Source organism: Bacteroides finegoldii DSM 17565 (assembly GCF_000156195.1).
GTDB lineage: Bacteria > Bacteroidota > Bacteroidia > Bacteroidales > Bacteroidaceae > Bacteroides > Bacteroides finegoldii.
Map to the genome: position 1 here is coordinate 90,162 of NZ_GG688321.1, position 22,103 is coordinate 112,264.

The 22,103-nt window shown below is 48.4% G+C and carries 28 protein-coding genes; 21 read left to right on the plus strand and 7 right to left on the minus strand.

Annotated features, from left to right (window positions below; translation table 11 throughout):
- A complete protein-coding gene (locus BACFIN_RS12905; protein ID WP_032839452.1) occupies nt 1-612 on the minus strand; it encodes a DUF4290 domain-containing protein in 612 nt (203 codons plus the stop codon).
- Between the two features lie 93 nt (nt 613-705).
- Complete coding sequence (gene tsaB / locus BACFIN_RS12900; protein ID WP_022276300.1) at nt 706-1,395, minus strand: tRNA (adenosine(37)-N6)-threonylcarbamoyltransferase complex dimerization subunit type 1 TsaB; 690 nt, start codon at nt 1,393-1,395, stop codon at nt 706-708.
- A gap of 90 nt (nt 1,396-1,485) precedes the next feature.
- Between tsaB and BACFIN_RS12895 the strand changes: the two genes are divergently transcribed.
- The 3 genes from BACFIN_RS12895 to nadD all read left to right on the plus strand — a co-directional run bounded on the left by BACFIN_RS12895 (nt 1,486) and on the right by nadD (nt 3,666).
- A complete protein-coding gene (locus BACFIN_RS12895) occupies nt 1,486-2,364 on the plus strand; it encodes a YicC/YloC family endoribonuclease (RefSeq protein WP_007751476.1) in 879 nt (292 codons plus the stop codon).
- Between the two features lie 56 nt (nt 2,365-2,420).
- Nucleotides 2,421-2,987: a guanylate kinase gene (gene gmk / locus BACFIN_RS12890; RefSeq protein WP_007751477.1), complete on the plus strand. Its 567-nt coding sequence runs from the start codon at nt 2,421-2,423 to the stop codon at nt 2,985-2,987.
- Between the two features lie 76 nt (nt 2,988-3,063).
- Nucleotides 3,064-3,666, plus strand: a complete 603-nt coding sequence (gene nadD / locus BACFIN_RS12885; RefSeq protein WP_007751479.1) for a nicotinate (nicotinamide) nucleotide adenylyltransferase — start codon at nt 3,064-3,066, stop codon at nt 3,664-3,666.
- Here nadD and BACFIN_RS12880 read toward each other — a convergent pair.
- Nucleotides 3,641-4,699: a metallophosphoesterase gene (locus BACFIN_RS12880; protein WP_007751480.1), complete on the minus strand. Its 1,059-nt coding sequence runs from the start codon at nt 4,697-4,699 to the stop codon at nt 3,641-3,643. The genes nadD and BACFIN_RS12880 overlap by 26 nt on opposite strands.
- 88 nt (nt 4,700-4,787) lie before the next feature.
- On the opposite strand from BACFIN_RS12880, the gene BACFIN_RS12875 reads away from it, so the two are divergent.
- Nucleotides 4,788-5,678: a 1,4-dihydroxy-2-naphthoate polyprenyltransferase gene (locus BACFIN_RS12875; RefSeq protein WP_007751483.1), complete on the plus strand. Its 891-nt coding sequence runs from the start codon at nt 4,788-4,790 to the stop codon at nt 5,676-5,678.
- 37 nt (nt 5,679-5,715) lie between these two features.
- On the opposite strand, the gene rfbB is transcribed toward BACFIN_RS12875, so the two are convergent.
- The 3 genes from rfbB to BACFIN_RS12860 all read right to left on the minus strand — a co-directional run bounded on the left by rfbB (nt 5,716) and on the right by BACFIN_RS12860 (nt 8,312).
- Nucleotides 5,716-6,852 (minus strand): dTDP-glucose 4,6-dehydratase, encoded by a 1,137-nt coding sequence (gene rfbB, locus BACFIN_RS12870; protein ID WP_007751485.1) that lies wholly within the window; start codon nt 6,850-6,852, stop codon nt 5,716-5,718.
- Between the two features lie 21 nt (nt 6,853-6,873).
- Entirely contained in the window at nt 6,874-7,743 is an 870-nt protein-coding gene (gene rfbA, locus BACFIN_RS12865) for a glucose-1-phosphate thymidylyltransferase RfbA (protein WP_022276303.1), read from the minus strand.
- A gap of 74 nt (nt 7,744-7,817) precedes the next feature.
- Nucleotides 7,818-8,312 carry a metallophosphoesterase family protein gene (locus BACFIN_RS12860; RefSeq protein WP_007751491.1) on the minus strand — a complete coding sequence of 165 codons (495 nt, stop codon included), beginning with the start codon at nt 8,310-8,312 and terminating at the stop codon, nt 7,818-7,820.
- A gap of 55 nt (nt 8,313-8,367) precedes the next feature.
- Here BACFIN_RS12860 and BACFIN_RS12855 point away from each other — a divergent pair, with 55 nt between their 5' ends.
- The 3 genes from BACFIN_RS12855 (at nt 8,368) to BACFIN_RS12845 (ending at nt 13,744) form a co-directional block, all read left to right on the plus strand.
- Nucleotides 8,368-10,485, plus strand: a complete 2,118-nt coding sequence (locus tag BACFIN_RS12855; protein WP_007751493.1) for an RNA degradosome polyphosphate kinase — start codon at nt 8,368-8,370, stop codon at nt 10,483-10,485.
- A 325-nt stretch (nt 10,486-10,810) separates the two neighbouring features.
- Nucleotides 10,811-13,054 carry an inorganic phosphate transporter gene (locus BACFIN_RS12850; protein WP_007751494.1) on the plus strand — a complete coding sequence of 748 codons (2,244 nt, stop codon included), beginning with the start codon at nt 10,811-10,813 and terminating at the stop codon, nt 13,052-13,054.
- Nucleotides 13,055-13,501: 447 nt separating this feature from the next.
- Complete coding sequence (locus tag BACFIN_RS12845; protein WP_007751495.1) at nt 13,502-13,744, plus strand: hypothetical protein; 243 nt, start codon at nt 13,502-13,504, stop codon at nt 13,742-13,744.
- Nucleotides 13,745-14,152: 408 nt separating this feature from the next.
- Here the strand turns inward: BACFIN_RS12845 and BACFIN_RS12840 are convergent, their stop codons facing one another.
- Nucleotides 14,153-14,836 (minus strand): S24 family peptidase, encoded by a 684-nt coding sequence (locus BACFIN_RS12840; protein ID WP_007562554.1) that lies wholly within the window; start codon nt 14,834-14,836, stop codon nt 14,153-14,155.
- A gap of 133 nt (nt 14,837-14,969) precedes the next feature.
- Between BACFIN_RS12840 and BACFIN_RS12835 the strand changes: the two genes are divergently transcribed.
- From BACFIN_RS12835 to BACFIN_RS12770, 14 genes are all read left to right on the plus strand, one after another.
- Entirely contained in the window at nt 14,970-15,185 is a 216-nt protein-coding gene (locus BACFIN_RS12835) for a hypothetical protein (protein ID WP_007751500.1), read from the plus strand.
- Nucleotides 15,186-15,206: 21 nt separating this feature from the next.
- On the plus strand, nt 15,207-15,599 hold the full coding sequence (locus tag BACFIN_RS12830; RefSeq protein ID WP_007751501.1) for a hypothetical protein: 393 nt from the start codon (nt 15,207-15,209) through the stop codon (nt 15,597-15,599).
- A 145-nt stretch (nt 15,600-15,744) separates the two neighbouring features.
- Nucleotides 15,745-16,011 (plus strand): hypothetical protein, encoded by a 267-nt coding sequence (locus BACFIN_RS12825; protein WP_007751507.1) that lies wholly within the window; start codon nt 15,745-15,747, stop codon nt 16,009-16,011.
- 61 nt (nt 16,012-16,072) lie between these two features.
- Nucleotides 16,073-16,453, plus strand: a complete 381-nt coding sequence (locus BACFIN_RS12820) for a hypothetical protein (protein WP_007758937.1) — start codon at nt 16,073-16,075, stop codon at nt 16,451-16,453.
- A gap of 11 nt (nt 16,454-16,464) precedes the next feature.
- Nucleotides 16,465-18,570, plus strand: coding sequence for a hypothetical protein (locus BACFIN_RS12815; RefSeq protein ID WP_007751512.1), 2,106 nt, complete (start codon nt 16,465-16,467; stop codon nt 18,568-18,570).
- Between the two features lie 36 nt (nt 18,571-18,606).
- Entirely contained in the window at nt 18,607-19,488 is an 882-nt protein-coding gene (locus tag BACFIN_RS12810; RefSeq protein WP_007751516.1) for an ATP-binding protein, read from the plus strand.
- Complete coding sequence (locus BACFIN_RS12805; RefSeq protein ID WP_007751518.1) at nt 19,485-19,742, plus strand: hypothetical protein; 258 nt, start codon at nt 19,485-19,487, stop codon at nt 19,740-19,742. The genes BACFIN_RS12810 and BACFIN_RS12805 overlap by 4 nt, the downstream gene beginning before the upstream one ends.
- Complete coding sequence (locus tag BACFIN_RS12800) at nt 19,711-20,373, plus strand: AAA family ATPase (protein WP_032558186.1); 663 nt, start codon at nt 19,711-19,713, stop codon at nt 20,371-20,373. The genes BACFIN_RS12805 and BACFIN_RS12800 overlap by 32 nt, the downstream gene beginning before the upstream one ends.
- Nucleotides 20,354-20,575 (plus strand): hypothetical protein, encoded by a 222-nt coding sequence (locus BACFIN_RS12795; protein WP_007751522.1) that lies wholly within the window; start codon nt 20,354-20,356, stop codon nt 20,573-20,575. Before BACFIN_RS12800 ends, BACFIN_RS12795 begins: the two co-directional genes overlap by 20 nt.
- Nucleotides 20,575-21,045, plus strand: a complete 471-nt coding sequence (locus BACFIN_RS23850) for a DUF4406 domain-containing protein (protein ID WP_007562536.1) — start codon at nt 20,575-20,577, stop codon at nt 21,043-21,045. The genes BACFIN_RS12795 and BACFIN_RS23850 overlap by 1 nt, the downstream gene beginning before the upstream one ends.
- An 18-nt stretch (nt 21,046-21,063) precedes the next feature.
- Complete coding sequence (locus tag BACFIN_RS12785; protein ID WP_007562534.1) at nt 21,064-21,297, plus strand: hypothetical protein; 234 nt, start codon at nt 21,064-21,066, stop codon at nt 21,295-21,297.
- Nucleotide 21,298: 1 nt separating this feature from the next.
- Nucleotides 21,299-21,721 (plus strand): hypothetical protein, encoded by a 423-nt coding sequence (locus BACFIN_RS12780; RefSeq protein ID WP_007562532.1) that lies wholly within the window; start codon nt 21,299-21,301, stop codon nt 21,719-21,721.
- A gap of 6 nt (nt 21,722-21,727) precedes the next feature.
- Nucleotides 21,728-21,913, plus strand: coding sequence for a hypothetical protein (locus BACFIN_RS12775; protein ID WP_007751527.1), 186 nt, complete (start codon nt 21,728-21,730; stop codon nt 21,911-21,913).
- Nucleotides 21,900-22,097 (plus strand): hypothetical protein, encoded by a 198-nt coding sequence (locus tag BACFIN_RS12770; protein ID WP_007562529.1) that lies wholly within the window; start codon nt 21,900-21,902, stop codon nt 22,095-22,097. Before BACFIN_RS12775 ends, BACFIN_RS12770 begins: the two co-directional genes overlap by 14 nt.
- Nucleotides 22,098-22,103 lie beyond the last annotated feature (6 nt).

Here is a 22,103-nt window from a genome sequence, read left to right on the forward strand (position 1 = left end):
TTAATATCGTCTCTTGTTATTCTGACGATTGTTATTGTAGTTCATCTTCGGGCGGTAGTTCTGGCTCAAACGCTCGGCCATCAGGCGGATGATGTCATCGGTCATCTGGAGTTTGCCGTCGGACAGTTCATAAAGGTCTTCGGCTATCTTCCGGTCGTCCACCGTGTCTTTGTTCCACGCCATGTAATCCTTCTTCATGTGGTTGCAGATCAAGGCTATCAAGTTCCTCTTTTCATTTCCTTCGGGAAATTCGATGGCTTTCTTGATCAGTATCTCCAAAGTGTGACCGTAATGACGGTAACGCATACGGGCAGTAGAGTAAGGTATGTGTTCCGGACGGGTCACCAGATTGTCTTTGCGGATAATCTCGTAAGGGTAATCGATGTCCAGCTCAAAACCGGACATAATGGCCAAATGATCCCAAAGTTTATGCTTGAAATCGGGCACGTCACGCAAATGAGGGAACATATTGCCCATGATATTTATAATCGTGTTGGCACAACGCTGACGTTCCGCACGGTCTTGTATAGTCAACGCATAGTCAACCATATTTTGTATGCTGCGCCCGTATTCGGGAAGCGGCATTCTTTTCTGTTGGGTATTATATTGCATAATCTTAAAAAGTTGAAAGTTGAAAATCACTTTCGTCCATTATTAATTGTTTATTGCTAATCAAGTTACTGCTAATTGCTCATCACCAATTCATCAAAGGAGTTTCTTCGGTGTGGACGCAACGAATTCCTTCAGGTAGAAAGGTTCGAAGTAGGCCACGTCCTTATAATCCTCTTTCGCTATTGCCTTCTCTGCAAGCGGGAACATCATTTTGGCTAACGGATGCACCTTGTCGATAAAATGCGCGTTGGGATGCGTTATCTTCTCGCGGCATTTGGCAGCCCCGTTACCGAAGAAATAAACCGGGCGTTCGTTCAGGAACTCCAGATAGGAATTTTCGTCCACTATATCGGCTGCAACGGCACGCTTCACATCTAAGGCACGGTCGTAAACGGCTGCATAAACTTCCATACGTCGGGCGTCGATCATAGGACAGAGCAAAGCGTCTTCGGGAAGATTCTCATGCAGCAAGACCGGAACACACAGCACCTCAAGCGTCGGAATCCCGATCAACGGAATGTTGCGTCCGTAACAGATTCCCTTCGCCATCGAAACCCCGATCCGGAGTCCGGTGTAAGATCCCGGCCCGCAACTGACCGCAACCGCATCCAACGGGATAGCATGACTGTCGATAAATGACAATGCCTCATCGACAAAAACTCCTAAAGAAACGGCGTGTGAAGGGCCTTTCAGGTCTTCTTCCACAAACGGAACCATTCCGTCCTCACTGATTGCCACCGAGCAAACGGAGGTGGAGGTTTCAATATTCAGTATACACGACATAAAAATCAGCTTATTAAATTGTCGCAAATTTACATGATAATTTCCAATTCTTAAAATAATCGTGTAAATTTGCACAAAACTTTAAGATTTATGATACAATCGATGACAGGTTACGGCAAAGCTACAGCCGAACTCCCTGATAAAAAAATAAATGTAGAAATTAAGTCGCTCAACAGCAAGGCTATGGATCTTTCCACTCGCATCGCTCCGGCTTATCGTGAAAAAGAGATCGAAATCCGTAACGAGATTTCCAAAGTGCTGGAACGCGGCAAGGTGGATTTCAGCCTGTGGATCGAGAAGAAAGAGGGGGCGGAAAGCGCTACTCCTATCAATCAGGCTCTTGTGGAGGGCTACTACAAACAGATTTTGGCCATCTCGGAAAATCTTAATATTCCTCTTCCTGCCGACTGGTTTCAGACATTGCTCCGCATGCCGGACGTGATGACAAAGACTGAAATTCAGGAACTTACGGAGGAAGAATGGAAAGCGGTGCACGCTGCTGTAGCGGAAGCGATCGGGCATCTGGTGGATTTCCGCAAACAGGAGGGGGCTGCACTGGAAAAGAAGTTCCGCGAGAAGATTGCCAACATCACAAGCCTGCTCGAAAAGATTACTCCTTACGAGAAAGAACGTGTGGAAAAGGTGAAAGAACGTATCACAGACGCTCTCGAAAAGACGCTGAGCGTGGACTACGACAAAAACCGTCTGGAGCAGGAGTTGATTTACTATATCGAAAAACTGGATGTCAACGAGGAGAAACAACGCCTCAGCAACCATCTGAAATATTTTATCAGTACGCTGGAAAGCGGCAACGGACAAGGCAAGAAATTGGGATTTATCGCTCAGGAAATGGGACGTGAAATCAATACGCTGGGCAGCAAGTCCAATCATGCCGAAATGCAGAAAATCGTGGTTCAGATGAAAGATGAACTGGAACAGATTAAAGAACAGGTACTGAACGTGATGTAGACGAACGTCTCTCATCCTTCATCCTTCATTCTTAATTCTTCATTCTTAATTTAACTATGACTGGCAAATTAATTATATTCTCCGCTCCGTCGGGTTCGGGGAAATCTACAATCATCAATTATCTGCTGACGCAGAATTTGAATCTTGCGTTTTCTATCTCCGCCACCAGCCGTCCTCCACGCGGAACGGAACAGCATGGGGTGGAATATTTCTTCCTTACTCCGGAAGAGTTTCGTAGCCGCATCGAGAACAACGAATTTCTAGAATACGAGGAAGTGTATAAAGACCGTTACTATGGGACGCTGAAAGAGCAGGTGGAAAAGCAATTGGAAGCCGGACAGAATGTCGTGTTCGACGTTGATGTGGTAGGCGGATGCAATATCAAGAAATTTTACGGTGAGCGTGCGTTGTCAGTATTTATCCAGCCGCCTTCGGTGGAGGAATTGCGTTGCCGGTTGGAAGGACGAGGCACAGACACTCCCGAAGTGATAGAAAGCCGCATCGCCAAAGCGGAATATGAATTGAGCTTCGCTCCGCAATTTGACTGCATCATCATGAATGATAACCTAGAAACGGCCAAAGCCGAAACGCTGAAAGTGATTAAGGAGTTTCTGGAGAAATAAACTAAAGTTGGAAAAGGGAGTTACCAGTTACCAATCCAATGGAAAAAGTAGCTTATAACAAGGAAGGAAGCAACCAATGAAAAAAAGCCATCGACTGAAAACCGGAATATTCAGTGGGTCTTTCAACCCGATTCATATCGGACACCTCGCATTGGCCAATTACCTTTGCGAGTACGAAGGCTTGGATGAAATCTGGTTCATGGTCACTCCTCAAAACCCTCTGAAAACGCAAGATGAGCTATGGAGTGACGAACTGCGTCTCCGGCTTGTAGAACTGTGTATCAGCGATTACCCCCATTTCCGTGCTTCGGATTTTGAATTTCATCTTCCCCGTCCTTCTTACAGTGTATATACGCTCGAAAAACTGCGCGAAGCCTATCCCGACCGTGAGTTTCACTTCATCATCGGTTCGGACAATTGGGCGCGTTTCGACCGTTGGTTTCAGTCGGAGCGCATCATTAAAGAGAACCACATCATTATTTACCCCCGTCCCGGCTTTCCCGTAGCGGCGGAAGAATTGCCGGAAACTGTCCGCCTCGTCCATTCTCCAGTGTTTGAAATCAGCTCCACATTCATTCGTGAGGCGCTGAAGGCGGGAAAGGATGTCCGGTATTTCCTGCATCCGAAGGTGTGGGAGCAAATAGAAAGTGTACTTACTCCTTCAACCGATGCAGAGTAATCATTATAACCTCCGCCGGAGCACCGATACGAATTGGTAATTGGGAGGTTCCGATCCCGTTGGTTACAATCAAAGGAATTTTAGCCGAATTACAAGCCAGTCCGGTGAGGAAACGTGTGCCGTAATTCGAGTTCAACACCGGAGCAATCCCGAACACACATACTTGTCCGCCATGCGTATGCCCTGCCAAAGCGAGATCTGTATTGACTACAGAAACATCTTCCACGTAGTCCGGAGTATGCACCAGCATGATAACGAAATCTCTGGGAGAAAGGGCTAACGTGGGGGACTTTCCGTTCTGCCCCAAGTCAAAAGGATTGCGCACACCGGCAATGATAATTTGCTGACCGTCCTTGCGGAGTGTGTCCACTTCGTGTTCCAACGGGTGCATTCCATAATGCTTCATCGTGCGGATAATCTCGTCATGACAACGCTCGTAATCGTTATTCCCCATCACCCCGTAGGTCCCCATCGGTGTCTTCACCCGTGCAAGCGCCGAAAACAAAGGATCTACATACTCACAACCTTCCTGATAATCGCCGCCCATCAAGAGTACATCCGCTTTCTGGGCAATCAGCAGACGAACCAAATCATTCAGCCCTTTCTCTTTCAACAAACTCTTATAATGCAAATCGGAGATAAAAGCGATGCGAAAACCCTCGAAGGCTTCGGGAACGTCCCGGTGGGTAAAGTCATATTTCACGACACGATCCACCCCTGAATAGACGGAGGAAACGTCCACTTCGGAAGAAGTTATTTTCGTACCGCGAAGTACCCAGTCCTCCGATTTATATGCATCAGCAGAAGATTTATTTTTCTTGGCTCTGCGTTTCCTGCCTTTCGAAACGTTCAGATCTTTGAGTTGCGAGTGATCCGGAGCAAACAGTCCGGCTATGACGTTGGACGTATCCGCAACAATGGAGTCTGTGTTCAAAACAAGACGCGGCAAGGTTGCTACCATCCTCTTTTTCGACTTGCAGGAAACAAGTAAAAGCAGCGTCAGCAGTAGAAACGGATAAATAGATTTCTTCATCTTCTCTTAGTTTGAAGTTTTTAGGGGCGCAAAGATACGAAAAATCATGTATCTTTGTCCGTCAAAACTCTTTATAAAATATTAAAGCATGGAAGAAGTAAAGCGTAATTCACTGAAAGCATGGCTATTAGCCGCACGCCCTAAGACTCTCACAGGAGCTATCACTCCGGTTTTAATCGGTACAGCCCTAGCGGCAATGGACGGACGTTTCCATTGGTTGCCTGCCCTTGTCTGCTGCCTGTTTGCCGGTCTGATGCAAATAGCCGCGAATTTCATCAACGATCTTTTCGACTTCCTCAAAGGAACCGACCGTGAAGACCGGTTGGGTCCCGAACGTGCTTGCGCACAAGGATGGATCTCACCGCAGGCAATGAAAACCGGAATTGCCGTTACCGTCACACTTGCCTGCCTGATTGGTTGCACGCTATTACTTTTTGCCGGATGGGAGTTGATCATCATAGGAGCGCTTTGTGTATTATTCGCCTTCCTTTACACTACCGGACCTTATCCCCTCTCCTACAACGGTTGGGGAGACGTGTTAGTCATCATTTTCTTCGGATTTGTTCCCGTAGGCGGAACTTACTACGTGCAGGCACTGACGTGGACACCGGATGTCACCATTGCCTCCTTCATTTGCGGACTACTAATCGACACGCTGTTAGTTGTCAATAATTATCGAGACCGCGAAGCGGATGCCCGTAGCGGAAAACGGACCGTCATCGTCCGTTTCGGTGAGAAGTTCGGACGCTATTTCTATCTGCTGCTAGGCATTTCGGCTTCCCTACTCTGCCTATATTTCTTACGCGAAGGACATATTTACGCTGCCCTTCTTCCACAACTTTACCTGGTTCCCCACGTCCTCACCTGGAGACGAATGGTAAAAATACACAGCGGTAAAAAATTAAACAGCATATTAGGCGAGACCTCGCGTAATATGCTGTTTATGGGAATTCTTTTAGCTATCGGGATGATTCTTTGAAAACGAGATCATTCCCCATTTAATCACTTTTTTTAATCTACTTTCCGTACATCTTTTCGTAATATCCCTGATAATCTCCGCTGGTCACTTCTTCCACCCAAGCTTGGTTGTTCAGATACCACTCGATGGTTTTCACGATGCCGACTTCAAATTTCGTTTCGGGATACCAGCCCAGTGCATTTGTTATCTTTGTTGGGTCAATGGCGTAACGTTGGTCGTGTCCCAGACGGTCTTTGACGAAGGTTATCAGTTCTTCGTTGATCCAATCGATGGAAATCTCCCCGTTCTCATCTTTCACCCGTTTCTTGAGCACCTGGCGATATTCCGGATGTTCCGTCATCAACCGATGAATAGTAGAGATTGTCAGCTTCACGATTTCGAGGTTTGTCTTCTCGTTATGCCCACCCACGTTGTACACCTCGCCTTCTTGTCCTTCACGCACAACAAGGTCGATAGCTTTACAGTGGTCTTCCACATAAAGCCAGTCGCGCACATTACTTCCATCGCCATAGACAGGCAGATGTTTTCCTTCAAGTATATTCTTGATAATCAACGGAATCAGTTTTTCCGGGAAATGATACGGACCGTAATTGTTGGAGCAACGGGTAATCGTTACCGGCATTTTATAAGTGTCGTGATAAGCCATCACAAACAGATCCGCACTTGTCTTGGATGCGCTGTACGGGCTATGAGGACAGAGCGGAGTTGTCTCCGTAAAATACCCTTCGGCTCCCAGCGAGCCATACACCTCGTCGGTAGACACTTGATGATAACGCACTCCTTTTCTCCAAGTGGGGTATCCTTGTTCATCCTTGCCCATCACCCATGCGCGACGTGCGCAATCCAGCAAGTTCTGTGTTCCTAAAATATTGGTTATCAGGAACAGTTGCGGATTCTCAATACTACGGTCAACATGACTTTCGGCAGCGAAATTCACTACATAATCAAAGCGATATTCAGCAAATAGGCTGTCTACCACATCGCGGCTCCCGATATCACCTTTGATAAAGACGCAACGTTCATTGTCAATGTCTTTCGCAATTGTCCCTAAGTTACCTGCATACGTCAATGCATCCAATATCACGACTTTTATATCGCTATGCTTCGCTAAGATGTATTTGATGTAATTTGCACCGATAAAACCTGCGGCACCGGTCACTAGATAAGTTTTCATATTTTACTTTTTATGTTGATTTTAGGATTGTTTCGCCAGTTCTATCAAATATTTGCCGTACTCGGTCTTTTCGAGGCGTTGTCCCAGCAGCAGCAGTTGTTCGGTCAGAATCCACCCCTGACGCCAGGCTATCTCTTCAATACAACTGACATAGAAACCTTGTCGGTTTTGGATGGTGGCAACAAAGTTGGAAGCCTCCAGCAGACTGTCACAGTTTCCCGTATCCAACCACGCGAATCCGCGTCCGAAAAGTTCCACTTTCAAAGTGCCTTCTTCCAGATACAGGCGGTTGAGGTCTGTTATTTCGTATTCTCCACGTGCTGAGGGCCGAAGAGCCGCCGCTTTTTCCGTCACGGTGGCATCATAGAAATACAATCCGGGAACGGCGTAATTGCTTTTCGGCACTGCCGGTTTCTCTTCCAGCGAAATAACCTTTCCCTGTTCGTCAAATTCCACCACGCCGTACGCGCGAGGGTCTTTCACATAATAGCCGAATATACAAGCTCCCTTCTCTATATTGGCAGCCCGGCGAAGCATGGCGGAGAAACCTTGCCCGTAAAACATATTATCTCCAAGAATCAGGCAGCCCGGTTCTCCATTCAGGAAATCGGCTCCCAACACGAAAGCCTGCGCCAACCCGTTAGGCTGCTCCTGCACTTTGTAAGAGAAAGACATACCCAATTCCTCACCCGTTCCCAGCAAATCGCGGAACATCGGCAAGTCACGCGGAGTTGAGATGATCAAAATCTCACGAATTCCCGCCAGCATCAGTGTAGACAGGGGATAGTAAATCATCGGCTTGTCGTAGACAGGCATTATCTGTTTGGAGATCGCTTTAGAAAGCGGATAGAGGCGAGTGGCACTGCCACCGGCAAGAATAATTCCCTTCATGTTCGTCTTCATTATTCATAAACTGGGTGCAAAGGTCGGAAAGAAATCCGAGATGACAAAAATAATATGAAAAATTATTTATCTGCCAACTCGATAACTTCCAAGTCCTTAAACGTTCCCCGCTCGATGACAAAGCGCACCAATGTACGCACTTTATGAAATCCTGACATCCCCGCAGCTCCGGGATTGATGTGCAACATATCCAACGTCTTGTCGTACTTCACCTTTAATATATGAGAATGCCCGCTAATGAACAACTTAGGCGGGCGTGTCATCAGACTTCCAATTATCGAAGGATCATACTTTCCCGGATAGCCGCCTATGTGTTTTATCAGCACTTCGGTGTCATCCACCGTAAAACGGTTCACCTGCGGATACAGCTTCCTGATAGCCTGCCCGTCAATATTTCCGTAGACTGCCCGGAAAGGACGGAACGCCGCCAACCTCTCCGCCACTTCCACCGAACCGATATCACCGGCATGCCAAATCTCATCGCACGGCTCAAAATACTCCAGGTATTTCTCATCCCAATAAGCATGGGTATCGGATAATAATCCAATTCTTATCATAAATTTCTTTGTTTAATCCTACAAAGATACTATATTTGGAAAAATCTTAAAGCATATGGAAAACAAATATAAATATTTCAAGCGAGATATCAGTTGGCTATCGTTCAACTACCGCGTGTTGCTGGAGGCTTTGGACGAGCGTCTCCCCCTTTACGAACGCATCAACTTTATTTCCATCTACTCTTCCAACCTCGAAGAATTTTATAAAATCCGTGTAGCAGACCACAAAGCTGTTGCTTCCGGCGCAACGGAAAGTGATGAAGAAAGCGTACAATCCGCCCGCGAACTTGTAGAGGAAATCAACAGGGAAGTCAACCGGCAACTAGATGACCGTGTGCGCATCTACGAACAAAAAATATTGCCTGCCCTACAAAAGAACCACATCATCTTTTATCAGGACAGCCATGTAGAGCCGTTCCATCAGCAGTTTATCAAAGACTTCTTCAAAGAAGAAATCTTCCCCTACCTGCAACCCGTACCCGTTTCCAAAGACAAAATCGTCTCTTTCTTACGAGATAACCGACTCTATCTCGCTATCCGACTCTATCCGAAAGAAGAAAGAAAAGAATCCCCCATCCTCGAGTCCTCCCGTCCTCCTCTTTACTTCGTGATGAAGCAGCCCTACGCAAAAGTCCCCCGTTTCATCGAGTTGCCGTGTCATGAAAAAAATCATTACCTGATGTTTGTCGAAGACATCATCAAGGCGAACCTCGATCTAATTTTTCCCGGTTATGATGTCGAGTCGTGTTACAGTATAAAAATCTCCCGTGACGCCGACATATTAATTGACGACACCGCCAGCAGTGCCGACCTTGTGGCCCAGCTCAAGAAGAAAGTAAAGAAGCGTAAAATAGGAGACGTCTGCCGCTTCGTCTACGACCGTGCCATGCCGCACGACTTTCTGGATTTTCTCGTAGACGCGTTTCACATTCACCGCGACGAACTCGTTCCCGGCGACAAACACCTGAACCTGGAAGACCTGCGCCATCTCCCCAACCCCAGCAAGTCACTCCACAGCCCCGAAAAGCCGAAGCCGATGAAACTCACCATCCTCGACGAAAAAGAATCCATCTTCAACTACGTCGCCCGGAAAGACCTGCTGCTCTATTACCCCTATCACTCCTTCGAGCACTTCATCCACTTCCTTTACGAAGCCGTGCACAATCCGGAAACCCGTGAAATCATGGTGACGCAATACCGTGTGGCGGAGAACTCCGCCGTCATCAACACCCTGATAGCCGCTGCCCAGAACGGCAAGAAAGTCACAGTATTTGTAGAGTTGAAAGCTCGTTTCGACGAAGAGAACAACCTGGCCACGGCCGAAATGATGCAAGCCGCCGGTATAAAAATCATATACAGCATTCCCGGTCTGAAGGTGCACGCCAAGGTAGCCCTTATCCGCCGTCGTGGACTGAACGGTGAGAAAATCCCCAGCTACGCCTACATCAGCACCGGCAACTTCAACGAGAAAACCGCCACACTTTATGCCGACTGCGGACTATTCACCTGTCGCAAAGAAATAGTAAACGACCTTTACAACCTCTTCCGCACCCTTCAAGGCAAAGAAGATCCGAAGTTCACCACCCTCCTTGTCGCCCGTTTCAACCTCATCCCAGAGTTGAACCGCCTCATCGACCGTGAGATTACCCTAGCCGATCAAGGCAAACCCGCCCGCATCATCCTAAAAATGAACGCCCTTCAAGACCCCGCCATGATAGACCGCCTCTACGAAGCCTCCGAACACGGTGTGCAGACAGACCTTATCATTCGCGGAATCTGCTGCCTCATCCCCGACCAGCCGTACAGCCGCAACATCCGCATCACCCGCATCGTAGACAGCTTCCTGGAACACGCCCGCATCTGGTACTTCGGCAACGGCGGCAATCCCAAAGTCTTCATGGGCTCACCCGACTGGATGCGCCGCAACCTCTACCGCCGCATCGAGGCCATCACCCCCGTCCTCGACCCCGACCTGCGCAACAGCCTGATCGAAATGCTTACCATCCAACTCGCCGACAACCAAAAAGCCTGCCGAGTAGACGCAAAGCTACAAAACATATTCAAAAAAAGAACGCCCGGAACCCCCGCCATCCGAGCGCAATACACACTATATAACCGGCTTTGTTCAAATAACACCCAGCAACCCAAAGACCAACCAGCCATGCCCCAATAACCGCCACCCCCAAAGACCAACCAGTCATCTCCCCCAATAACCGCTCCCATCCGCATGGTTTCCCCCGGCCTACTTTTTTCTCCGTCAAGCGAGCTCCCGTAACGGAGCGTAAAGAAGGGCAGACTGTTTGAGCGAAGCGAGTTTCTGCCCTTCAGCGGAGTGCAGGAAGCGAGTAGGAGAAAAAAGTAAGCCTTGAATTTTTCTTTGCTTCTTTCTTTTGTTGCAAGACAAAAGAAAGAAGATTGTAACACAAATGTAACATCTATGACATTTCCCTGCAACGTCAAATTCCGTCCTTTGCCGCCGAAATTACATACATACATTTATGGAGACAATTTACTTATGCATTATCATTTTTCTGTTCGTCCTCGCCGTGTTCGACCTCATCGTCGGCGTGAGCAATGACGCGGTCAACTTCCTGAACTCCGCGGTAGGCGCCAAAGCCGCATCGTTCAAGACCATCCTGTTCATAGCCGGTGTCGGCATTTTCATCGGCGCCTCCCTGTCCAACGGGATGATGGACATAGCCCGTCACGGCATCTACCAGCCCGAGCACTTCTACTTTGCCGAAATCATGTGCATCCTGCTTGCCGTCATGCTGACCGACGTAGTGCTTCTCGACGTATTCAACTCAATGGGCATGCCCACCTCCACCACCGTTTCACTAGTCTTCGAGCTACTTGGAGGAACCTTCGCCCTCGCGCTCATCAAAGTGCACAACAGCGACACCCTCGCGCTGGGCGACCTCATCAACACCGACAAAGCCCTTTCCGTCATCATGGCAATCTTCGTATCCGTAGCCATCGCCTTCTTCTTCGGAATGCTTGTGCAGTGGATTGCCCGTGTGATATTCACCTTCAATTACACTAAAAAGATGAAGTACAGCATAGCCCTCTTCGGAGGCATCGCCGCCACCTCCATCATCTACTTCATGCTCATCAAAGGGCTGAAAGACAGCTCCTTCATGACACCCGAAAACAAACACTGGATACAGGACAACACCCTGCTGCTCATCACCGTGTTCTTCGTATTCTTCACCCTGCTGATGCAAGTCCTCCACTGGCTGAAAGTCAACGTCTTCAAAGTAGTCGTGCTGATGGGAACCTTCGCCCTCGCCCTCGCTTTCGCCGGCAACGACCTCGTCAACTTCATCGGTGTTCCCCTCGCCGGTTTCTCCTCCTTCATAGACTACACCGCCAACGGATCGGGCAACCCGGACAACTTCCTGATGACCTCCCTGCTAGGACCCGCCAAAACTCCGTGGTACTTCCTGATCGGAGCCGGAGCAATCATGGTCTACGCACTCTGCACCTCCAAAAAGGCGCACGCCGTTATCAAGACCTCCGTCGACCTCTCCCGCCAAGACGAAGGCGAAGAAACCTTCGGAAGCACCCCGATAGCCCGTACAATCGTCCGTTTCAGCATGGCGCTCGCCAACGGAATCTCACGAATCACTCCGAACAGCACCAAGAAATGGCTCGACACCCGCTTCCGCAAAGACGAAGCCATCATAGCCGACGGCGCAGCGTTCGACCTTGTCCGCGCCTCCGTCAACCTCGTGCTGGCAGGCCTGCTCATCGCTTTGGGAACATCACTGAAACTTCCCCTTTCCACCACCTACGTCACCTTCATGGTAGCTATGGGAACCTCACTGGCCGACCGTGCCTGGGGACGTGACTCCGCCGTTTACCGCATCACAGGCGTACTGAGCGTCATCGGCGGCTGGTTCATCACCGCCGGAGCCGCCTTCACCTTCTGCTTCTTCGTCGCCCTCGTACTTCACTACGGAGGAAACATTTCCATCATCGTCCTCATCGGCATCGCCGTGTTCATCCTGATACGCAGCCAAGTGATGTACAAGAAACGCAAAGCGAAAGAGCAAGGCAACGAGACCCTGAAACAACTGATGCAGACCACCGACAGCGAAGAAGCTCTGCAACTGATGCGCAAGCACACCCGCGAAGAGCTCGGCAAGGTGTTGGAATACGCGGAAACGAATTTCGAGCTCACCGTCACCTCCTTCCTCCACGAGAACCTGCGGGGATTGCGTCGCGCGATGGGCTCCACCAAATTCGAGAAGCAGCTCGTCAAGCAGATGAAGCGTACCGGAACCGTCGCTATGTGCCGTCTCGACAACAACACCGTGCTCGAAAAAGGGCTTTACTACTACCAGGGCAACGACTTCGCCAGCGAACTGGTGTACAGCATTTCACGTCTCTGCGAACCGTGCCTGGAGCACATCGACAACAACTTCAACCCATTGGACGCTATCCAAAAAGGCGAATTCAGCGACGCGGCCGAAGACATCACTTACCTGATCCAGCAATGTCGCAGAAAACTGGAAAACAACGATTACAATAACATGGAAGAAGAAATCCGCCGTGCCAACGACCTTAACGGACAACTCTCGCTGCTGAAACGCAAGGAACTGCAGCGCATCCAAAGCCAGTCGGGAAGTATCCGCGTCAGCATGGTATACCTGACGATGGTTCAGGAAGCCCAAAACGTGGTGACTTACACCATCAATCTAATGAAAGTAAGCCGTAAGTTCCAGATCGAGACCGACTGATCTGATTTCCCCACAAAAAAATCCCCCCTTACCATTCCTTAATATCACAACGGTATGGGGCATAGAACGAAGCGGTTTTTTCAATGGTCGGGAAAAATGGGCGAAAGGTTTTGAAAACCAAAGGGTTTAGGCATGATCGGGAAAATGGGCTGAATATTTCGAAGCGGTTTTTCTCTTTACATGGCTTACATCTGCTTTACGTTTGAGGGGCTTTTCTTCGGATATTCGGGGGATTGCTTTACATCGGGCTTGCAGATGGGGCTAAAACGGCCTGGAAGGGTTTTATTTTCGGCTGTGTGGCCGTTTTATGGCTGGGTTGATGGATTTTGTTATATGATGGTGTGAACGGCTGTGTGGCCGTTTTTTGTGCCTATTTTTAAAGATGTTGCCTTAAAATTCTTCTAAATAAGTATTATTTGGTATATTTGCAGCATAATAGAAACGAATATGGCAAAAGTGATTCATGTGCATTTGCTGCATAAAATAGACGGGACGAAGCAGAAAGATTGGTATTTCAGCAGTATATCGGCTGTTTATACGGTTCTGACGGCAGATCAGGTGGGGGCAACCAAGAATTACCTGCTTCATGCCGGGCTGTCTGGTAACGGCACAATATGCACGAAAAAGGCTATAATTAAGCAATCTACGCTCATCTCGGGTGGTAGTAAGGGAATGGTTAGAACGATATAATAGCGCCGTTAGAAAGGCTTGTAGGCGTTATTTCTTTGAATGCTGATTGGGGAGCTTATGGCTCCCTTTTTTTATGCCCCTACGGTTGGTTTTATTTGGTTAGGGGTTACTATTGGGGTTACTGTTAGGGGTTACTACTTCTTTAAGTTAGGGGTTACTTTAGGGGTTACTTTTTCAGTTCTCAGAGGGTACGCCCGAAATAGGAAACTATGTTATAAATGAAAGCAAGTGCCGTTTTTCTCTGTTTTCAGAGAGGAAAAACGACACTTGTTTGTGTGATATACCTTATTATAATAAAATAAATCCTTTGATTTACAGTGTATTTACGAGTTTGCTTCAGGTAAATTCCTTCAAAAGTGTGTGCGTGCGTCCTTTTTTAGCCTTCTGTAGGAGGCATGCGTGTACCACTTAGAAGAACTTGCTGATGCTTCCAATGACTTCAAAGACATTCATGATGCGTGATTTGTCGAATTCCTGCTCATCGTAGTCCTCTGTATTAATGGGAATGAAGCGCAACTTGCTTGGATCCGGCGACCTGCGCAGGATTTTGATGGTACGGATGGTGTCCAATACCACTGCATAGATTTCTCCATACTGGATGTCGTTGAGTGTGCATTGTCGCAGGGCGATGATGTCGCCATGGTTTATTTTGGGCTCCATGGAGTGGCCGGTGACATTGCACCAGAGGCTGGCTTTTTCGAATCCCCTTATTACGATGTTGGTGGCGGGTATGTTTACCTGAGAGTTGAACACCTCATCGAATCCCCCAATAAAGTCCACATCGTAGTATGGTGTGCCGACAGATGGGTTCATGGATGTGGTAGGCATGAACGAAGGATTGGCTTCGTCTATTGTTTTAATGCCGTTCAAATCATCTTTCAACATGCTTCCTGCACCAGTAAGCAACCATCCTGTTGAATATCGGGGATAATTTTCAACTATTATACTAAGCCATTTGGCTTGAATGTCGGTCCCGTTATTGATTGCTCTTGAAAGCACGCCTTTACTTGCGCCAATAGTTCTTTCCATGGCGCCAATAGTTATCCCCTCATTGGAGGCTATTTCTTGTATTCTTGATAAAATATTGCCCATAATTGAAAATTATCCCCGTTTTTATTTCGATGGTTGAAAATTATCACTATATTTGCAGCGTGTTTAAGATGTAAACAGCGCGCCAAATATACAAAAAAGGCGTGTGATTAGCGAATTTTAAGGATTAAAGAAAATGAAAGCAAAAGTAATTATAGCTCAAGCAACAGCTGAGACCGCCGAAGCTCTTTACGGACTGGTCAAGAAGATGGTAGATACAACAGCAATCAAGGCTTATCCCAGTGTGGATTATCAGGCAGTTTTCTTTTCAGCTGATAGATACGACTTAGACTTTGTAAAAAGAGTATTGGCGGATAAGTGCTTTTCTTTCAAAATTGAAGATGCAGAATAATACAATAAAATAAGTGAGTTTATGACACAGCAAGAATTTATGGAACGGACGGGGATAACCCCTACAGCAGAGGATTTTGATTACATCCATGCGGTTTATCTGAACACTTCGATGAACAAGGATGAGTTCTGCAAAGATTTCAAGAAACATGGGGACAGCCGGATTATCCGCGATGTCCATGTACGGGTGCTGAACTATGAGATGAAATGTGAACGGCAAAAGGAAGTTATCGGCAACCTGACCGACTTCCTGATTGGAAAGGCGCATGCGTATGACGATACCGATTTCCGCAAAGAAGCGGTAGGGCTGGTCGGTGAGATGGAAGTGGTGAAACGGACCATTGAATTGGGGCTTCCGCTTTGGGATGAAGACAGGATGGTTGTCCTTTCGATGATAGAAGAACAAGGCAAATAGATTGCCGGATAACTGGCAGCCCGGAAAGACGGGCAGGGGCGGCAGGCACGGCCGGAGAGTTGGTAAATCGAAATAAGAAAGCGTAGAAAGCCGTCGGGGTTCGATTCCCCGCGCCCCACGATATAAACTTTTAAAATTTAGAGTTATGGCAAAGAATTTCAATCCGAGAACAGCAGAGAGTCTGTTCAAACAGAAGTTGCGCACGATGATAGGCAGTACGGCACATACGCAGAATATTGCCGACCAGGCGATGGAGCTGGCTGGACAATTCATGACGGAGGATGAGATAAGCAACTCGGATGCCTACCGGGTGATAGAGAATGTGAGCTGTGTGTGTGAGGAAGCGATGCAGGTGCTGGTCGAAGAACTGCAGAAAGGGACACGCCTTCATGAAATACTGACGGGTGATTAGGAAATAGCGGAAGCCGTTGAAAACCTTTGAACGAACGATAACGATTAAAAAGTATGACGATATGAGAAAGCAGATTTTGACAGATAACGAGACCAAGACCTTCTTGATGAAGACATTCGGATGCAGCCGTCAGGCTGTGTGGCAAGCACTGAATTTTGTCCGTGACAGCGATCAGGCGCGCCGGATACGCACTCTTGCCCTGAAGCGAGGCGGCAAACTGACTGACGGGAACTTCATCCCGAACTGCGAAACCACCTTCGAGGAGTGCGAGAAGACCATGACCTGCACTTTCGGTCCCCGTGTAAAACTCGTGGTCCACAGAAAGACCAATGATGTGGATGTGTACGTGGACGGAAAACGGACTGAAACCTACCAATGTGAATTTGTATCGGATTTCATGCAGCTGCAGCACGAGACCCAACAGATGGCATCTGCCTTATAAATAGAAATGAAATGGAGTATTATGGAAAGATATTGTGCATATCCTACAATGACCTGACTTACGATGACCGACCGGTGATGGTGAACGGAAAGGCAGACTACAGCAGAAGCCGCACGCTGAAAGGAGTTCATCCTTCCACTCTTTCCGAAGAAGAACTTGCTCCCATCATGTCGATACCCAATTACAAGAAGTTAGCGGCAAAGGAGAAAATCAATGTAGTTCGATCCGGAAGAGGTCTGGGAGGTTACGTTTTGGTAGAAATAGCCACCATGCCCCTACGGTTTCAGGAAAGGATAAAACTAAAATACGGAGATATGAAAGAAGACGTAATAAGAAACTGGCTCGGCAGCCATTACCACATCGATGCGAAAGCCCGGGAATTTTACACCCGGTTCCGTTTTGACAACGGAGATGCACTGCCACCGGAACACATCCAAGAATATACGGTAAACGCTTCGGTAATTGAGGCAGTGATGCGTGCCATGGAGGATGCCACGTTTATGCGAAAGGCCATGAAGGCCGGGCCGGTGAACTGGGGCGAACTGGCAGGAGCCATCAGTTACTACCAAGCAGAGTTCGGACATACCTTGCCTGTCAGTTCCAACCGCTTCAAGAAGCGTGTGAATGACTTCAAGGCCAACGGCTATGAAAGCCTTATCAGCCGCAAGTTCATGAACCAGAACCGCCGGAAAGTGACCTATGACATTGAACGCCTGCTGCTGAGCATCGATGCCCAACCGGAGCAGCCCTTCAATACCACCGTGTGGGAACAGTACAATCTATTTGTGCAAGGAGAACTGGAGCTATATGACCCCGAAACCGGCGAGGTGTTGAATCCGGCAGACTTTACCGACAAGGATGGAAATCCGCTGGTATTGAGCCCGGCCACAGTAGCCAACTACCTGAACAACCCCAAGAACAAGGCCCTTCGCGGTAAGCTGCACATGAGCCAATGGGATTTCAACAATGCCTACCGTCCTTATCATCTGCGCAGCATCGGTGAATATTCCTTGAGTAAGGTTTCTCTTGACGACCGCGACCTGCCGCGCCCAATGAAGGATGGCAACCGAGTGAAAGCCTATTATGCCTACGATGTGGTGAGCGGTGCTGTGGTGGGATATGCCTACAACCGGTACAAGACTACCGAGTTATTTTTAGACTGCATGCGAAACATGTTCCAGACCCTGGACCGGAACGGCATGTATATCCCCGCCGAGTTAGAAGTGGAACACCACCTGGTAAGCGACTTTGCCGACGGATTGATGCAAGCCGGTACCGTCTTCCCCCTGATCCGCTGGTGTAACCCCGGGAACTCGCGTGAAAAACGTGCCGAGCACAAGAACCGCGAAAAGAAATACGGTGTGGAGAAACGCACGCAGGTAGGTATCGGCCGATGGTATGCCAAGCTGGAGGCCAACCGCCCGAAGGAAGAAAAGGTGTATGACGAAAAGAACAACACCTACAAGGTGAAGACCTATAGTTATGAAGAATTGGTAGCCGATGATATACGCGCCATTGAGACCTTCAACGCACAGCCTCACCCCAACCAAAAGCGCTATCCGGGCATGAGCCGTTGGGATGTGCTTTGCGCCCATCAGAACCCGAACCTTGCACCTTGGGACAAGGCCGTTCTTTACCGGTTCATCGGACAGCACACCGAAACAACCATCCGGCAGAACACCTACTGCACGGTGATGTACAACCAATACGGACTGCCCAGCCCGGAAATCATCGAAAAGCTGGAGCCGAGGAACTACAAGGTAGATGCCTATTATCTGCCCGATGCCGACGGAACCATCAACGAGGTATATATCTACCAGAACGGACGATATATCGCCACCTGCAAGCCCGTAGCCCGTTACAATGAGAATACAGCCGAGCAGACCGAGTACGACAAGGCAGCCTATACCGAACAGTCCAAGTATGTAGCTCAATTCGACAAGATGATGAAGGACGGCAAGATCAAGCGTGTGGGCATCCTTGCCAAAGAGGAAGCAAAGCTGATAACAGAGGTACAGGCGGAAGCCGTTCCCCTTCCTGCACAAGCCGAGGAAGAAGATTACTCAGCCTATATGGACATCAGTGCCTTCGAGCATGATGCAGTAGCCAAGATATAATTAACGACGTTAGAACGAATTTAAAACAGCATTCAAATGGAAATAACAAATGAAGTAAAGCAACGTATTGTGGCAGCGATAGCCGCCGACCGTGAAAATTATCCCAGTGACAACCGCCATGCCACGGCACTGGGCATAGCCCCCAGCGTTTACAATGCCATCAAGCGGGGCAATTATGAAAAGCAGGTCAGTGATGCCAACTGGGTAGGTATAGCCCGAAGATTAGGCGTGCAACTGCGTACAGAAATACCTTGGCTGGCAGCACAGACCCCGACCTACGTGTTTGTGAGCAAGCAGCTGGAAGTGTGCCAGGGAAGCGGGCTGAGTGCCATCCTGTGCGATATGCCCAATATCGGCAAGACCTTTACAGCGAAAGCTTACGTGAAGCAGCACAAGCACGCCGTATATGTGGACTGCAGCCAGGTGAAGACCAAACTGAAGCTGATACGCTACATTGCCAAGGAATTCGGTGTGACCAGCAACGGACGCTATAGCGACGTGTATGAGGATCTGGTGGCCTACCTGCGCACGATTGATACGCCCCTGGTTATCCTGGATGAAGCCGGGGACCTGCAGTATGAAGCCTTCCTGGAGTTAAAGGCGCTTTGGAACGCTACGGAACGCTGCTGTGCCTGGTATATGATGGGTGCCGACGGATTAAAGGAGAAGATCAACCGCGCCATCGAAGGCAAGAAGGTGGGCTATACCGAAATGTTGAGCCGCTACGGTGACTCCTACAGCAAGGTGACCCCGGACGATGCGCAGGAACGCGAAAAGTTTCTGAAGGCACAGGCTGCCATCGTCGCAAAAATCAATGCCCCGGACGGTGCCGACATTGCCAAGATTGTTCATAGCACCGGAGGCGGCTTGCGGCGCGTATATACCGAAATCGAAAAATTAAGGAGGATGCAGGCATGATAAGCAAGATAGAAATGCAAGCGATGGATGCTGTTATCGGTATCCATCGCGAGATGAGAAAAGCGAATGAGATAGACTGGGAACAGCGCAGATATGAAATTGCCAAAAGCATGCTTCCGGTAGTAAGAAGCAATTCATCAGGTATAATGTCTATAAAACAAGTTGCCAGACTTGCTGTGGACTATGCTGATGCTCTTATTGAAGAATTGAAAGGAGGTAACCGTGAAACTGAAGAGAGCCTACAGTCCCGGTGAGGTGCTGAACATGAAGATTCCCCGGTTCGAGTTTTCCGGGGACTGGCAAACCTCGATAGGCAACCCGGCCAAGAGCGGCGTGTGGATTATTTGGGGAGCCAGCGGAAACGGTAAGAGCAGCTTTGTGATGCAGCTGGCCAAGTACCTGTGTAGCTTCGGACGCGTAATTTATGACAGTTTGGAAGAAAGTACCGGTTTGTCGTTCCAGATGAGCCTGAAACGGCACAAGATGGGTGAAGTGAAAAAGAAGCTGATTATCCTTGACCGGGAACCGATGGAGCAATTGGAGGAACGGTTACGGCGCAGAGGCAGTCCCGGAATCGTGATTATCGACAGCTTCCAATACAGCGGCTTGAACTACAAAACCTACAAGGAGTTCAAGGAACGTCATCCCAAGAAACTGTTTATCTTCATCAGCCATGCCGAGGGGCTTCATCCGGCAGGTAGAAGCGCCCGCAAGGTGGAATATGATGCCGATGTGAAAATCATGGTAAGCTGTTTCAAAGCCTGGTGCAAAAGCCGCTTTATGGAGCGGCCCGGTGAGCCCTACGTGATATGGGAAGAAGGTGCTGCCAAAACATTGAAGGACGATAATATGGAGGATTATTTGAATGATGGAATGGGAGAATAAGCTGTACCAGATACTCCTGAAAGAACAGGAAGCGGAGGCCGTGGTGGACGATTGGGTAGAACGTAACATACAAAGCGACCTCCGTCTGCGCAGGGCCAAGACAAAGGGACACGTAGTGATAGAAACCAGGGATGTGATGTTTGCTCGGAATATTCAGGTATGGCATCCGTCCTGCCAAATAAACATTAAAGATTTGAAGTGATGGAAAAGAAAGAAGAAAAGAAAGTGTGCTGCATCTGCGGCAAAGAGTATGAGGGCTACGGATACAATCCGTTCCCGGTGAAAGAAGAAGGCTGCTGCTGCCAATCGTGCAACTACAGTGTGGTGGTTCCGGAACGGTGGGAACGACACAAGGCTTTTCAACGTGGTGAAGCGACCGGTGCCGGGAAAGTGTACATCAGCGGAGCCATCGCGCACTATGATATGAATGAGCGCAAGGAAGCCTTCAGCCGTGCCGAGGAGAAACTGATGGCACAAGGCTATGATCCTGTAAACCCTTTCAGGAACGGATTGCCGGATGAAGCTCATTGGAGAGCCCACATGCGGGCCGACATTGCCCTGTTGCTGGCTTGTGACTATATCTACATGCTGAAGGACTGGGAACTGAGCAAGGGAGCCAAACTGGAGCTTGACGTAGCCAGTTCGTGTGGCATTAAAGTATTGTTTGAATAACCTTTTAATAGTGAATGTATGGAAGAAAAACAGAAAGTTCAGGTCGTATTTGAATTTGACCGTTCCGAGTATGACGCGTATCTCTTTTTGATGAATCAAAAGAAGACGAAAGAGGTAGAGCAAATATGGAACACCATGAGCGGTGAGCCTGTGGTTGCGGATATTGATTTGTTTGAAGAGGACAGCCAGTCTGTAAAACTTATGATGATAAGTTTGGCAATTCTTTCAGTGGAGAAAAAAGTGAAAGGATGATATGGCACAGGAAGTAACCAATTTCGCCCGGTTCTATGCATTGTTCAACAAACTGCCTTATCAGGGCGATCGGGAGGAATTCAAAAAACAAATCGTGCTGCAGTACACGTGGAACCGGACAGACAGTCTGAAGGAAATGACGGCCAAGGAGTATGAAGTTTGTTGTACTGCTCTGGAGAAACTGAGCGGACAAGACGAATGGCGGCAGAAACTTCGCGAGGAACTGCGACGGAAACGCAGCGTCTGCCTGAAGCTGATGCAACAGTTGGGTATAGACACCACCGACTGGAACCGGGTGAACGAATTCTGCAACAACCCCCGGATAGCCGGCAAGCCCTTTGTTCAGGTTAGTACAGCCGAGCTGGAACAACTGGCCATCAAACTGCGGGCTATCCAACGAAAAGGAGGTTTAACCGATAAATAGAGCAATATGGATAAAAAAGCACATGAAGTGCTTGAGCGCATAAGAAAAGACGTGACCCTTACGACATCCGATATGGAGAACCAGGATGCAGCGGAGTTTTTCAACGAACTGGCCGACTGGGCGTATGCCAATGGGGAGGCCATGCTGATAGACGATGAACCGGAAAAGCAGGATGATTATGAGGATAGATGACCAAGACAAGCTGATAAAAGCGGGGTTCTGTATAATACGAAAGGATGATTATCCAGGCCCGAGGATAAAGATGTGTACCGGCATAAACGGTGGCTGGAAGACATACAAGAAGTTTGAAACCAAAGCAGAAAGAGACAGGACATTCGCTTTGCTGCTGAAGGATGACAAAGTAATAGCTGATTAACAACTA